This window comes from Xanthomarina spongicola (assembly GCF_003148645.1).
GTDB classification, from domain to species: domain Bacteria; phylum Bacteroidota; class Bacteroidia; order Flavobacteriales; family Flavobacteriaceae; genus Xanthomarina; species Xanthomarina spongicola.
Map to the genome: position 1 here is coordinate 213,241 of NZ_QGGP01000004.1, position 15,088 is coordinate 228,328.

14 protein-coding genes are annotated in these 15,088 nt (G+C 31.9%); 6 read left to right on the forward strand and 8 right to left on the reverse strand.

Annotated elements, in window-relative coordinates; translation table 11 throughout:
- Positions 1–84 precede the first annotated feature (84 nt).
- On the reverse strand, positions 85–1,725 hold the full coding sequence (locus tag LX78_RS09790) for a CTP synthase (RefSeq protein WP_109682481.1): 1,641 nt from the start codon (positions 1,723–1,725) through the stop codon (positions 85–87).
- 177 nt (positions 1,726–1,902) lie between these two features.
- Here LX78_RS09790 and LX78_RS09795 point away from each other — a divergent pair, with 177 nt between their 5' ends.
- Entirely contained in the window at positions 1,903–2,484 is a 582-nt protein-coding gene (locus LX78_RS09795) for a hypothetical protein (RefSeq protein ID WP_109682482.1), read from the forward strand.
- Positions 2,485–2,519: 35 nt separating this feature from the next.
- Here LX78_RS09795 and LX78_RS09800 read toward each other — a convergent pair whose 3' ends face one another.
- From LX78_RS09800 to bshC, 6 genes are all read right to left on the reverse strand, one after another.
- Positions 2,520–2,750, reverse strand: coding sequence for a DUF3820 family protein (locus LX78_RS09800; RefSeq protein ID WP_408068260.1), 231 nt, complete (start codon positions 2,748–2,750; stop codon positions 2,520–2,522).
- Position 2,751: 1 nt separating this feature from the next.
- The gene (locus LX78_RS09805; RefSeq protein WP_109682483.1) at positions 2,752–3,309 is read right to left on the reverse strand and encodes a DUF922 domain-containing protein; all 558 of its coding nucleotides are present in this window, start codon (positions 3,307–3,309) and stop codon (positions 2,752–2,754) included.
- A 61-nt stretch (positions 3,310–3,370) separates the two neighbouring features.
- On the reverse strand, positions 3,371–5,290 hold the full coding sequence (locus LX78_RS09810; protein WP_109682484.1) for an amino acid ABC transporter substrate-binding protein: 1,920 nt from the start codon (positions 5,288–5,290) through the stop codon (positions 3,371–3,373).
- A 181-nt stretch (positions 5,291–5,471) separates the two neighbouring features.
- Positions 5,472–7,007, reverse strand: coding sequence for a glutamine-hydrolyzing GMP synthase (gene guaA / locus LX78_RS09815; RefSeq protein WP_109682485.1), 1,536 nt, complete (start codon positions 7,005–7,007; stop codon positions 5,472–5,474).
- Between the two features lie 56 nt (positions 7,008–7,063).
- Positions 7,064–8,434: a pyridoxal phosphate-dependent decarboxylase family protein gene (locus LX78_RS09820; RefSeq protein ID WP_109682486.1), complete on the reverse strand. Its 1,371-nt coding sequence runs from the start codon at positions 8,432–8,434 to the stop codon at positions 7,064–7,066.
- A gap of 4 nt (positions 8,435–8,438) precedes the next feature.
- Entirely contained in the window at positions 8,439–10,043 is a 1,605-nt protein-coding gene (gene bshC / locus LX78_RS09825; protein ID WP_109682487.1) for a bacillithiol biosynthesis cysteine-adding enzyme BshC, read from the reverse strand.
- A 117-nt stretch (positions 10,044–10,160) separates the two neighbouring features.
- Between bshC and miaE the strand changes: the two genes are divergently transcribed.
- The 5 genes from miaE to LX78_RS09850 all read left to right on the forward strand — a co-directional run bounded on the left by miaE (position 10,161) and on the right by LX78_RS09850 (position 13,593).
- The gene (gene miaE, locus LX78_RS09830; RefSeq protein ID WP_109682488.1) at positions 10,161–10,742 is read left to right on the forward strand and encodes a tRNA-(ms[2]io[6]A)-hydroxylase; all 582 of its coding nucleotides are present in this window, start codon (positions 10,161–10,163) and stop codon (positions 10,740–10,742) included.
- A gap of 103 nt (positions 10,743–10,845) precedes the next feature.
- Positions 10,846–11,382, forward strand: coding sequence for a DUF2975 domain-containing protein (locus LX78_RS09835; RefSeq protein WP_109682489.1), 537 nt, complete (start codon positions 10,846–10,848; stop codon positions 11,380–11,382).
- A 3-nt stretch (positions 11,383–11,385) separates the two neighbouring features.
- Complete coding sequence (locus tag LX78_RS09840) at positions 11,386–11,586, forward strand: helix-turn-helix domain-containing protein (RefSeq protein WP_007648541.1); 201 nt, start codon at positions 11,386–11,388, stop codon at positions 11,584–11,586.
- A gap of 87 nt (positions 11,587–11,673) precedes the next feature.
- The gene (locus tag LX78_RS09845; protein ID WP_109682490.1) at positions 11,674–12,612 is read left to right on the forward strand and encodes a PD40 domain-containing protein; all 939 of its coding nucleotides are present in this window, start codon (positions 11,674–11,676) and stop codon (positions 12,610–12,612) included.
- 171 nt (positions 12,613–12,783) lie between these two features.
- The gene (locus LX78_RS09850) at positions 12,784–13,593 is read left to right on the forward strand and encodes a hypothetical protein (protein ID WP_109682491.1); all 810 of its coding nucleotides are present in this window, start codon (positions 12,784–12,786) and stop codon (positions 13,591–13,593) included.
- A 98-nt stretch (positions 13,594–13,691) separates the two neighbouring features.
- Here the strand turns inward: LX78_RS09850 and rimO are convergent, their stop codons facing one another.
- The gene (gene rimO, locus LX78_RS09855; RefSeq protein ID WP_109682492.1) at positions 13,692–15,020 is read right to left on the reverse strand and encodes a 30S ribosomal protein S12 methylthiotransferase RimO; all 1,329 of its coding nucleotides are present in this window, start codon (positions 15,018–15,020) and stop codon (positions 13,692–13,694) included.
- Between the last annotated feature and the right edge of the window lie 68 nt (positions 15,021–15,088).

Consider the following 15,088-nt stretch of genomic DNA (forward strand, 5'->3'; position numbering starts at 1 on the left):
GGTAAGAGACCATGTTGTGGTTATTTATTTTAAACGCTCTTTCTTTTTAAGAGACTTTTGGATAACTCAAAAAGCTCTCCAATATTATTTTTGTGCCATACTGACACTTTTCCCATTTTTCTTGTGCTTTAAAGCAGCTTTTACAAATGCCACAAATAAAGGATGTGGATTTGCTACAGTACTCTTATATTCCGGATGATATTGTACACCAACAAACCAAGGATGTTCTGGAATTTCGATAATCTCAACCAAACCAGTATCTGGATTTAGTCCAGTTGCAATCATGCCTGCTGCTTCAATTTGTTTTTTGTATTTATTATTAAACTCAAAACGATGTCTGTGTCTTTCTAAAATACTATTAGATTTATATACTTTTTGTGCTAAAGAATTCATTTTTAATTCGCAAGTCCAAGCACCAAGTCTCATAGTTCCACCTTTATCTGTAATGTTTTTTTGATCTTCCATTAAGTCGATTACAGGATGATTGGTTTTTGCATCCATCTCAGTAGAATTGGCATCTTTCAAGTTTAATACATTTCTTGCAAATTCTATAACTGCCATTTGCATTCCTAGACAAATACCAAGAAATGGTATGTTGTTTTCACGAACATACTTAACTGCATCTATTTTACCTTCAATACCACGTTCTCCAAAACCAGGTGCTACTAGAACACCATCTAAATGTGCTAATTTAGCTTTAACACTATCTTCATTTAAATATTCTGAATGAATAGGCTCAACATTAACTTTTACTTCGTTTTCTGCTCCAGCATGAATAAATGCTTCTAAAATAGATTTATAAGAATCCTGCAATTCTACATACTTGCCAATTAAACCAATTGTTATTTCTGTAGTTGGATTTTTATGACGTTGTAAAAATTTATTCCACTGTGTTAAATCTGGTGTATGACTTTCTAAAGCTAATTTCTTTAAAACCACTTTGTCTAAACCTTGTTCTAACATGAGGTTAGGAACATCGTAAATGGTAGAAGCATCAATAGATTGAATTACAGCTTCTTCACGAACATTACAAAATTTTGCTAGTTTACTTCTTAGTTCATCTGGCAATTCATGTTCTGTTCTACACACTAAAATATCTGCCACGACTCCAGATTCCATTAATGTTTTTACACTATGTTGTGTTGGTTTGGTTTTTAACTCTCCAGCAGCAGACAAATAAGGCACCAAGGTTAGATGAATAACTATAGCGTTATTATCTCCTAAATCCCATTTTAACTGTCTTACAGCCTCTACGTAAGGTAAAGACTCAATATCTCCAACCGTTCCACCAATTTCTGTTATAACAATATCGTAGTCTCCAGATTTACCAAGAATTTGAACACGTTCTTTAATTTCGTCTGTAATATGAGGAATTACCTGAACCGTTTTTCCTAAAAACTCTCCTCTACGTTCTTTTTGAATAACGCTTTGATAAATACGACCAGTTGTAACATTATTAGCCTGACTTGTTGGAACATTTAAAAAACGCTCGTAATGACCTAAATCTAAATCGGTTTCTGCGCCATCGTCAGTCACATAACATTCGCCATGCTCATACGGATTTAATGTCCCTGGATCGACATTAATATAAGGGTCTAATTTTTGAATTGTTGTCCTGTAACCTTGGGCCTGGAGTAATTTTGCAAGAGAAGCTGCAATGATACCTTTTCCTAAAGAAGAAGTTACACCACCAGTTACAAATATGTATTTTGTTGTAGTTGTCATGTTGCGTTGTTAAACGCAGGCAAATTTACAAAATTAAACGAGTAATTAAGGTATTGTTTGGAGTAATTTATTTTCAATTATTATATTCAAATAATTATTTGATTACAAGAAATATCAAAAAATAAAAAACTAATTTTGAAGCGAAACTTATTCACTTAAACTTTAAAAGAAATATTTATGAAATCAATTACAAAAAATTGGGTTTATTTAATCGCATTTTTATTAATAACTACTGCTGGTTTTTCCCAAGACAAAGAAACAAAATTAGAAGATAAAGAAAAATGGGAGCTTGTTGAAATGCAAGGTACCATTACTGAAATTAATAAAGAAACTCGTGAGATTTCTATAATTGGATCTAAAGGAGAATTACATACTGTAACAGCTGGAGAAGAAGTTGAACGTTTTGACGATATTGAAGTTGGAGATGTTATTACTTTTGATTTTTACAAGTACATGAAAGCAGAATTTCGTAATCCAACTGAAGAAGAATTAGAAAACCCATTAGTAATTGTAACAGAAGAAGCTAAAGCTCCTGCAGATTTAAAACCAGGTGCTGCTTTAGGTGCTATTGTTCAAGCTGTGGTTACCATTCAAGTTATAAACTTACCTTTTATGTATGTTAATATTGAAGGTCCTAATGGAAATTTTACTACCATCCACATGAAAGACAAAGAGTTAATACAAAAACTACACGTTGGTCAAGTAGTTATTTTAACTTACGCTGAAGCAATGGCTATTACTTTAGAAAAAGTTGAGTAACTAATGCTTGTCTTATTATAAAACGCCAATTTTCTTTACTTAGGAAATTGGCGTTTTATATTTCTAATTAAATCTTCTAATCCATTTAGTTTTAACTCATAAACTGTTTGAAGCATTTCTCCTAATTTTCCCTTTGGAAAACCCTTATTGTAATACCAAACCACATAATATTCTGGTAAATCGATAAGGTCTCTATTCTTGTATTTACCGTAAGGCATTTTAGTATGAGCCAGTTTTATAAGAAAGTTTTTATCTGGTTGTATCAAATTACATTGAAGAATTAAAATTAGATAATTTAGACAATTCTAATTGTATTTGCTCTTGCCATTTGGCTTGAGCTTCAATAATTCTAGAATAATCTGTTTCTGCATCGTATAAATTTTGCATGTTTCTTAAATCATTCTTTATATCATTATATAAGGAGTCTAGATTTTCAGAAAGATTTTCAGAAACTAACAATAAAGAAAGTTGCTGTCTAAATATTCTTGAATGCAATTCGGTAATATCAAAATGAAGTTGCTCGTGAGACAAAATGTGTTTATTTGCTCTTTCTGGTTTATGCCAAGATTTTTCAGGATAAAAAATAGTCTTTACTTGAGTAGTAAATCCTGTAATTTCATCATCGCTTTTCTTTATAGAATACTGAAATGTAATTCCAGATGCTGTTATGGCTACAACATCTGTATTTGGATCTGGTTGATCTTTAAAGTCGTTCCAAGATAATTTATACGTATCATCCCATAAAAGTATAGGTTCTTCGTTTTGCGAGAAACTTATAAAACAATTTATAAAAAGCGCAAATAACACTATTAATTTAAGCCACATAAAAGATTGATTTAGATAAACATATTGTATTATTTAAACATACTTGTGGTTAATTAAGTGTTTAATTTACTTCAACAATTTTTAAATCTTGGTATTTAACTAGATAAACAGTATCGTTATAATAACCTCCTAAAAACTTCTTCTTATAGGCAAATTTATTCTCCACATATTCCGTTAATGGAGCCTCATTTACAGACAAATACATGTCTTCTGAAGTTACCATACGTAAAACCACATCCATAGTTAGATCGAAACCACGAACTGCTATTTTATTTGGTGTAATTCCGTAACGTTTTTCGTAAGTTTTAACAAAAGAGTTTTTATCGTCTTCATTATAAGCTTTAGAAATTGTTGGAAAATGAAATTGCAAATGAGATAAATGATAATTTGAAACCTCATCATCTTCAAAAGCTGCATTCATATTGGTTGTGGCCAAGATGATGTCTTTATCTTTATCTTTAAACGAATTTAATTTGCTAGTTACATTTGAAATAAAACCTGGATTATCAGATTCTAAAAACACTAGGTTTTTTCCAAGTTTCAATTTACTCGAAATGTCTTCATCTAAAACATAAAAAGCATCTTCTCCCTTTTTATTTTTTCTTGAAGTGACTAATGAAGCAGATAAAAATGTTCGCTTTAGATTGTCGCTTACTTTTGTATGTTTTGTATCTGAAATGATAATAATTTGATTTATGGTGCTATCATTTTTTACAAAGTTTATCATTTTGTCATATAACAGATCTTCTGAAGGTCTAGATTGAAAGACATTTTCAGAAAGAGTTACATTTTTAGTAATTGGAGAAACAACTGGAATATTATATGTTTTTAATTCAGATGCAACTTTTTCTACATTATTAGGCATAAATGGACCTAAAACAGCGTCAACATCTTGAAACGAATTTGTATTTAAAATATGAGATACTTCGCTTAATAAATTTTTAGTATCATAAACATCTACTTTTAAAGAAATACCCAATTTTTTTAGAGAATCTAAGGCTACCAAAGCTCCAGAATGGAAATCTAAAGACATGCTTAAATAAGGGTTTTTTGTCAATTCTCTTTTAGCATCCTGAACAGAATCTATATCCACTTTATTTAACTGAAAAGGCAACATAATAACTAGATGTTTGGTATTATAATCACTGACCTGATCTGTTAAATTTGTTTCAGATATTTCTTCGTTTTGACTAGATTGATTCACTGAAGAACTAAATGGAACTTTTAAAACCATACCTTCTTTCAGACCTGATTCTTTAAGACCTGGATTTAAAGTTTCTAATTGATCTTGCTCAATACCAAGTTTAAGTTTCAATCTATAAAAACCTTCTTTTGGTAATACTTGATAATAGGAATATGCTTCGTCTATTGGTTTTTCTTCTGTTTCGTTAATGTTTGGAACGTTTATTACTTCACCAACATTAAGAACTTCGTTCATTCCAGGATTCAGAGATTCTAACTCATCGATAGTAATTCCGAATTTATATGCTATTCTCCATTTACCTTCTTTTGGCAAAACTGTATAGCTCTTTGTAGTAGATTCAGGCTCTGAAACCGTAAATACTTTTTTAAAAACTGGCACTTTTAATAAATCGCCTTTTCGTAAGTTATTGGCATATAAAAAGGTATTATGTTTTTTAAGTTCGTCTTCAGTTACATCGAATTCTTTACACAAACTATATAAAGTTTCTTTTCGTCTTACTTTATGCTCTTTGAATCCTATTAACTCTTTTTCTATAGTTGCCTGAGGTGCATTTGAATTTACTTTAGATTTTGGAATAATTAATACAGAATTGGGTTTTAAACCTTTTTTTGCATCTGGATTTAATCCGAAAATATCGTAAGGAGTTACTTGATATTGTTTTGCAATACTTTCAATGGTCTCTCCTTGTTTTACTCTATGAGTCTTGTAGTTTTGAGCTTGAGTTGTTACACAACCAAACATTAAAACTAGAGATAGAATGTATATTATTTTCTTCATATTATTAATTATACGTTCAAAATTGCGTTAGGTCTTTCATTTGTTTTCCTACAAGATTTTAAAACCTTGTAGTATTAATAAAATGCAACATCACTTTTAACTTCAGAAATTAGATTTCTGCCTTACTCATTAATTCCAATTTTCTTATTCGGAATTCGTTAATCTTCGATTTCGCAGGAATTTATTCCCACTCAATAGTTGCAGGTGGCTTTGAACTAATGTCGTACACTACTCTATTAACGCCTTTTACTTTATTTATTATATCGTTCGATGTTTTTTGTAAAAACTCGTAAGGTAAATTTACCCAATCTGCTGTCATACCATCTGTACTTTCAACAGCTCTAAGAGCCACACATTTTTCGTACGTACGCTCATCTCCCATAACTCCTACACTATTTACTGGTAGAAGAATAGCTCCTGCTTGCCATACTTTGTCGTACAAATTCCATTCTTTCAAGCCATTAATAAAAACAGCATCTACTTCCTGCAAAATACGAACTTTTTCGGCAGTAATATCTCCTAAAATTCTGATAGCCAATCCTGGTCCAGGAAATGGATGACGACCTAATAAGGTAGCGTCCATATCCATGGAAGCTCCAACACGACGAACTTCGTCTTTAAATAATGCTTTTAGAGGTTCAACTATTTTTAGTTTCATAAAATCTGGTAAACCACCAACATTATGATGACTTTTAATAGTTGCACTTGGTCCACCAGTTGCAGAAACACTTTCTATAACATCTGGATAAATAGTGCCTTGAGCTAACCATTTAACATCTTCAATTAAATGCGCTTCATCGTCAAAAACTTCAATGAACGCACGACCTATAGCTTTTCTTTTTAACTCTGGATCGCTCAATCCCGCTAATGCATCCAAAAAGCGTGCCGAAGCATCAACTCCTTTTACATTAAGTCCCATGCCTTTGTATTGCTCTAAGACATCTGTAAACTCATTTTTACGTAACAAGCCGTTATTTACAAATATGCAATACAGGTTTTTACCAATTGCTTTATGTAATAACATGGCAGCAACAGAAGAGTCTACGCCTCCAGACAAACCAAGAACAACTTTATCGTTTCCTAATTTATTTTGTAAATCTTCAACCGTTTCTTCTACAAAAGATTGTGGTGTCCAGTCTTGTTCTACTTTTGCAATATGAACTAAAAAATTCTCCAATAGTTGTTTTCCATCGGTTGAATGATATACTTCTGGATGAAACTGAATGGCATAAGTTTCTTCTCCTTCAATTTTATAAGCTGCATTTTTTACATCGTGTGTACTAGCTAATAAAACACCATTTGTAGGAAGGTGTTTGATGGTATCGCTATGACTCATCCACACCTGGCTTCCTTCATTTATATTTTTAAAGAAAGCTTCATTAGATTTTATAAAAGATAAGTTAGCACGACCATATTCTCTAGTGTTGGAAGGAGCTACTTCTCCTCCAGAAAAATGTGCTAAATATTGCGCTCCATAACAAACGGCTAACAATGGTTTCTTACCTCTAATTTCAGATAAATCTGGATGCACAGCATCTTCTCCTCTTACTGAAAATGGACTTCCAGAAAGAACAACTGCTTTAAAAGTATCTAAGTTTTTTGGGATTTTGTTAAATGGATGAATCTCGCAATAAATATTGAGTTCTCTCACTCTTCGTGCAATAAGTTGTGTGTATTGCGAACCGAAATCTAAAATAAGGATGTTGTTGTGTTGCATGCGCAAAAATAGTAATAGATTTTATAATAATAAATTTAGCAAACTAGTTTTTGAAATTAATTCATGGACTTCAAAATCAAATGAATGTCATTTTCTGTGGTATCCGGATTGATAAAACAAAAACGTGAAACCGTTTCAAAAGTATCCCCATTTTTCCATTTGGTTGGTGTTACCAATGCAAATCCTTTTTTATGATTTTCGTAGGTCCAATGTGTGTAATCTTCTGGTTTCCATCCTATTCTTCTATATATTACACAAGACAAACTTGGTTCTCTAACTAATTCTACATTCGGATTCTCTTCAATCATTCTACCAGCAATTTGTGCTAACTCGATACCTCTTTCCACAGATTTTTTATATCTATCTGTACCATGAGTTGCCAAGGAGAACCACAAAGGCAAACCACGAACACGACGTGTTAATTGGATTTGATAATCGGTTGGATTGAAACCATGAGCACCTTCGTCTTTAAAAATATCTAGATAAGAACCTTGTTGCGAATGTGCATTTTTAGCTAATTCAGGATTTTTATAAATAACTGCACCACAATCGTAAGGAGAGAACATCCATTTGTGTGGATCGATAGTAATGCTATCTGCTCTTTCAATTCCATTAAACAAATGTCTTACAGAGTCTGCTGCTAGAGCTCCTCCACCATAAGCTGCGTCTACATGGAACCAAATGTTTTCTTTTTCGCAAACTTCAGCTATTCCTTCTAAATCGTCAATAATTCCAGCATTAGTAGTTCCTCCAGTTCCAACAACAGCAAACAAACGCTTACGTTGGTGGAAATTTAGATTATCAATAGTTTCACGAAGATCAGAGCCTGTTAATCTTTCTTCAGAATCTACCAATAGAATATCTACATCTGCAACCTTAGCCATGGCTTTAATAGATGAATGTGCTCCAATTGATGTGATAATCAAGCCTTTTTCTCTTTTATAGGTATCGTCTTCTCTCCAGTGTTCCCTTGCAGTTACAATTGCAGATAAATTGGCTGCTGTTCCACCACTAGTAAAAACACCAAAAGCACCTTCTGGCAATCCTGTTAAAGATACAATCCATTTCATGGCTTCGTTTTCACAGAAGATACCACCTGCTCCTTCCATCCAATAAGCTCCATGAATGCTAGATGCAGAGGTAACCAAATCGAACATAATGGCTGCTCGCGTTGGAGCTGCAGGCACAAAAGCCAAGTTTCTAGGATGATCTACTGGGACATTAGCTTTGGATAAATGCTCTTTCCACAAGTTGAAAGCATATTCGCCACCAACACCTTTTCCTGTAACGGTTTCGCCAACAAGTTCTTTAAGTTCTTCGTATTTTTTTGGTTTACCAATAGGATGCTCGGTTGCTGAAATTCTACCAATAGCATACTTCATGACATCTAAGGTCATTTCTATTAGTTCTATATCGATTTTGTGCATGGATTTACTCTAAATTTAATATTAAAAACTCTCCTTTTAGAGGTTGCAAATTTAACATTAACTGTTGAATAAATTGGTCTCCATATTCTAAATAAAACTCAGAAAAATTTGCTTGTCGTTCTTGAAGGCTTTGATTTGGGAATAATTCGTTTTGAAGTTCGATAACACGATCCAAAATTTCTTTTAATTTTCTTTTTTGTGCTTTTAGTAATCTCTTTTCTAAATGCTCTAAACCATTAATTTGTTTCTTCTCTTGTGCTGAAACTGCTCCTAAAAAGGACTTGTCTGTTTGTTTTGCAAGTTTGTATAAATCTTTAAACTGTTGCTTTAAGAAGGTTTTCTGTTTAGAAAAATCAATATCTATTTCTGAAAGTTTTCTGGTTACTTTTTCTATTAAATCGGTTTGATTCAAGAATAAATCTGCCATTTCTAAGTCCAGTTTCTCTAACTTATTTTGCTGCTTCTTTGAAACCAATAAAGCAGAATTTCTTAGTAATAACATAGGAAAAGGCACTTGTTGAGCTTCAAAATTGGATTTTAGCTGGAACCAATAAGCCAGTTCTCCTCCTCCTCCAATATAACAAAGGTTTGGTAAAATAACTTCTTGATATAATGGTCTTAATATCACATTCGGACTAAAACGTTCTGGGTACTCTAAGAGCACTTTTGTTATCTCACTCAAATCCCATACGATTTCTGTATTTAGGACTTTATATTTGTCATCTTCAAAAACAATACGTTCTCTTAGATTTTCTGTTATATAGAATAAATTAATTTCTCTTGGGTTGACTTGAATTTTGTAGTTTTCAGGTAAGTTGTTTATTTGTTGGTTTGTCTCTGAAACTTTTTTAAAGGATGTTTGATTAAGCAATTCATCTTTCACATAAGGACTGAATAATCTCTTTAATTCTCTATCGTTTCCATCTAAAATAACCAAGCCTGTTTCAGAAAATAATTCGTTTACCAAATATCTGGTAGCTTCGGTTAGATTATCTTGTTTTGTATATGCTTCTTTGAATAACTTCTTTAATTCGTTTGCATTTTTACTAGTATTTAAATGAGACCCAAATAAATCTGAAATCTGTTCTAGACCTTCTAAATCTAATTCTCCAACTGCTCCTGAAGCATTTCTGTTCCATCGGATTTTTCTTCCTTCAAAATTAAAATAATTGATTTCCTCAAAATCATGATCTTCTGTTGCCATCCAATAAATGGGAACAAAATTTTGCTTTGGATAAGCTTCTTTTAATTCTTTACACAGATTAATGGTAGAAATAATTTTATAGAAAAAATATAGAGGTCCTGTAAATAAGTTTAATTGATGACCTGTAGTTATAGTAAACGTATTCTCATCTTTTAAGGCTTCAATATTCTGAAGGGTTTGTGATGAAATATTTATATTTTGATATTGTTTTTTTAAGCTTGTTGCTAAAGTAGTTCTCGACTGCGCTTGAAAAGATTTCTTTTTTTCTTCTATTTGCTCTTTAAAACTTTCCAGATTAGGAAACCTGTTATAGAAAGATTTTAGATGATTGTTTTCATCTAAATAATTGCAAATTAAACTAGAAAAATAGTTGGTGTCTTTAAACGGAATACAGTCTGTTGGCATAGTTACGCTTTGCAGTTTTTAAAAAAGTAAAGATAAGGTTTCTAGTCTTAAAAATAACTTAAAATATAATGGACAAATACCAGAAAAGAATATTTATCTTTACTTAAAATAACAGATATGCTTGGCTTAAAATTAGCTACAGATCCACGTTGGGTGAATATTGTAGAAACAAATATTGAAGAAATATTAACCGATCATGCTTGGTGTGAGCAAAAAGCTGCCACAAATGCCATAACCATTATTACTCTTAATTCTGAACATGAAGATTTAGTAACCGACTTGTTAGCCTTGGCAAAAGAAGAGCTAGAACATTTTGAAATGGTTCATGAAATCATAAAAAAACGAGGTTATAAATTGGGTCGCGAGCGTAAAGATAGTTATGTAAATGAACTTTATAAGTTTATGAATAAAGGTGGAAACAGAGTTCAAAGTATGGTTGATAGACTTTTGTTCTCTGCCATGATTGAAGCCAGAAGCTGTGAACGTTTTAAACTTCTCTCTCAAAAAATTAAAGATCCAGAACTTTCTAAATTTTATCATGAATTGATGATTAGCGAAGCTGGACACTATACCACTTTTATTGGTTTTGCTAGAAAATATGGTCAAGATGTGGATGTAGATAAACGCTGGAAAGAACTGATTGATTTTGAGGCAGAAGTGATTCAGAGTTATGGGAAATCGGAAACTATTCATGGTTAACACAATTCATTGATTTTAATAATTTATTAAATAACAACTTTTTTTTATTGTTTTTCGATAAATTTTTATTGATATTTGTGATATAATTTAAATCACTATAATTATGTCACAAACAAATAACATCGTATTTAAAGGTCTGAAAATTGTTGCTTGGATTATTTTTGTTGGTTTATGTATTGAAGCAGGAGGCTTGATTGTAAATTTCTTTTTCAGCCTGTTCAATCCAGAATTCGTACAAAACCTATATCAAAAGTTGGACTTAAGTGAGATGCATGAACGTAGTAAATTGGCTTTTTACAGCATGTACAGTTTTATATTGTTCATCTCAATTATGAAAGCGTATCTATTTTATCTAGTGATTGTGCTAGTAACCAAAATAGATTTATCAAAACCCTTCAACGTTTTTGTTTCGAGACAGATTTTACAGATTAGTTACTACACGTTTTCTATTGGAATATTAAGTTTTATAGCACGACAATCTGCCAAAAATTTGCAACATCATGGATATCATATTGATACACTAAACGAATATTGGGCAGACAGCCAAGCCTTTATTTTAATGGCAGCAGTTATCTATATTATTGCGATTATTTTTTTAAAAGGAGTTGCTTTACAAACCGAAAATGAACTAACTGTATAAGCTATGGCTATAACTGTAAATTTAGATGTGATGATGGCTAAGCGAAAAATGTCGCTTAACGAACTTTCAGAAAAAGTGGGATTGACCTTAGCCAATTTATCTATCCTTAAAACCGGAAAAGCCAAAGCCATCAGGTTTAGTACGCTTGAAGCTATTTGTGAAGCGCTGGATTGTCAACCTGGAGATTTGTTGGTGTATGAGTAATAAATGTTATGTTTGAATTTGTACTAAAAAAAGTCGAACTTCGTTTAATGTCATATATAAAACACTGGTTATAAATTAAAAACATCAATGAGAATAAAAACTCTTCACATTATTACAATATTATCAATTGTATTGGTTTCATGTTCTTCAAATGATGATGAGAATGACACTGGTTTACTAATATATCCTTCATATGGTTCAGAAATAGATGTGACAATTAATGGTTTATTGTTTGATGCTATGGAACCTTTTATATCACCAAATGGAAGCTATCTATTCTTTAATAACTTAAATGATGGTATAAATACAAAGCTCTATTATGCAACTAAAGTAAATGATTCAACTTTTAACTATGTTGGGGAATTAACTGGAGCCAACCAAACAACTTCACCACATTTAGATGCCGTAGCTGACATGGATGACAACGGAAATTTTTATTGGACATCCACTAGAAATTATCCTAGTGAATTAAATAACCTCTTTCATGGGACTTTTAATGCAGGTAATATTAGTGATATTGGAAGAGTTCAAGGAGATTTTAACATGAACACGCCTGGTTGGTTAATAATGGATCATGGAATAAGTTTAGATGGACAACATTTATACTTCAATAATGCTAGATTTGATGATATGAATTGTCAAGACCCTTGTGAAACAACATTAGGAATTGCTCAAAAAGAAAATGCATCAACATTTAATACGCTTCCAAATTCAGCATCCATCCTTCAAAACATTAATAATGAAAATTATATTTATTATGCGCCTTGTATAAGTAGCGATAACCTTGAATTTTATTACACAAGATATTTAAAAGGGTCAATTACGTCGAATACTGTTTTTGAAATATGCGTTGCAGTGAGACCTAATTCTTCAAGCAATTTTTCTGTTCCTCAAGTTTTATTTTCAGAAATTATTTCAAGTTTAGTTGAAGCTCCTACACTAACAGTAGATAAAACTATCATGTATTATCATCAAAAAACTACAGGTTCACATAAAATAATGATGAGATATCGAAGTTCATTATAATGTGAGTAGTCATTCATAAGAAAGCCATACACGTAAATGCAAACACACTTCTCTTAGAAACTCTCACTGAAAAGTTTTACAGAAAATTTACACTTTTTTTACATATAATTTGCTTTCATAAGCAACTGACAGATATATATTTGAGAAAATTAATCTTAAAAAATATATGGCATGAAAACACGCATTTTTATTTTAAGCACGACACTAATCATCTTTAGTTTAGTAATCTTTGGTTTTACAAACTGGACTAATACAGAGTCTATTGAAGAAAATTCAATAAATAAAGACCTTGTTTTTCAAAATCAAAACAATGAATATCTAAGAGAAAAAGTTATTCCAGAACTATACTATGGTGTGGATGCACGATTTGAAGCTGTAAATAAACATGATGTACATAATGCTACTACCATCTATGATTTTCTTAATGAAGGAGAAAAATCACAAATAGAACAGATTTATTCTGTAGATGTAATTGTTATAAAGAACAATCAGCTATCACAAATCCGTGCAAGAGGAACTACATACCAACTCACTGAAGCACAAAAGAAAATTCTAAAATCAACAGATTACTTTAGTCATTTTACGATAAGAACCGAGTTTAAAGGAAAGAATTTAGAGACTGGTAAAATAGAAGATAAATTTTTCGGCCCACATATTACTGTTACTCCAGAAAAGCAAGCGACTTATGTGGATGGTAAAAAAACACTCATCGAATATCTTAAGATTAACAGCAAAGAATATATGAATGTTATAAAGGGAGATAATCTTGGAGCTATTAAATTATCTTTTATAGTGACAAAAAATGGCATTGTTACAGATGTAAAACACGACGCCATGACAACTGGTTATCCTTCAATTGATGAAAGGTTTATTAAACTTCTAAAAAATATTCCTGGAAAATGGATTCCTGCTAAAAATTCTATTGGAGAAAAAATGGATCAAGAACTGGTATTTACTTTTGGACCAGCTGATGGTTGTTAAGCCTTTTCTATTTAGTTTACAACTTCTCCATAAAAGTTACTCCTTCATCTAAATCCAAACAATCTTGTCATTCCGACGATAGGAGAAATCTATTTTATTTATAGATTCTCCACTTCACTCTGAATGACAGAAACTTCACCATAAAGGTCGAAATCTGCTGCCTCAGTAATTGTTATTGTTGCAAATTCTCCTGTTTTTAAGTAGGTTTTTGATGCGTCAATAAGCACTTCGTTATCCACATCTGGAGAATCGAATTCTGTTCTTCCAACAAAATATTCACCTTCTTTTCTATCGATAACTACCTTAAAGGTTTGTCCTATTTTAGCTTGATTTAATTCCCAAGATATTTGCGATTGAATTTCCATAATCTGATTGGCACGATCTTGCTTCACATCCTCAGGAACATCATCTTCTAGATTAAAAGCATGTGTGTTTTCTTCATGACTATAGGTAAAACAACCTAAACGTTCAAAACGCATGTCTGTAACCCACTGCTTTAATTCTTGGAAATCTTCTTCAGTTTCACCTGGATAACCAACAATTAGTGTGGTACGAATTGTCATTTCTGGAACAGCTTGTCTAAACTCCTTAAGTAGTTTAGTCGTTTTCTCTTTAGTCGTTCCACGACGCATACTTTTAAGAATACTATCTGAAATATGTTGTAGTGGAATATCTAAATAATTACAAATTTTAGGTTCACGATTCATCACATCTAGTACATCCATTGGAAATCCAGTTGGAAAGGCGTAATGTAAACGTATCCACTCAACACCATCAACTTTTACAAGTGCTTCAAGTAATTCGGCAAGGTTTCTTTTTTTGTATATATCGAGTCCGTAATAAGTTAAGTCTTGAGCAATAAGAATCAATTCTTTTACACCATTTGCTGCTAATTTTTCAGCTTCAATAACTATTTCTTCAATAGGTGTCGATCTATGTTTGCCACGCATAATAGGAATGGCACAAAAACTGCAAGGTCTGTCGCATCCTTCAGCAATTTTTAAATAGGCATAATTTTTAGGCGTTGTTGTTAATCGTTCACCAATTAATTCGTGTTTATAATCTGCTCCTAAAGCCTTTAATAATCCTGGTAATTCTGTAGTACCAAAATACTGATCTACATTCGGAATTTCTTTTTGCAGATCTGGCTTGTATCGTTCGCTTAAACAACCAGTCACAAATACTTTATCCACATCGCCATCTTCCTTTTTCTGCATAAAATCTAAGATGGTATTAATGCTTTCTTCTTTGGCATTATTTATAAAGCCACATGTATTAATAACCACAATGTTTCCTTCTTCTTCATGTACAACCTCTTTACCACTGGCTTTTAGTTGTCCCATTAACACTTCGCTATCGTACACATTTTTACTACAGCCAAGTGTTACCACATTGATTTTGTTCTTTTTAAGTGATTTTGTTCTCATCTTATTATTTTGGACTGCAAATATAGGCTTCTTTTTAGAGTTAATTACACTAAATATTTTTTGAAATT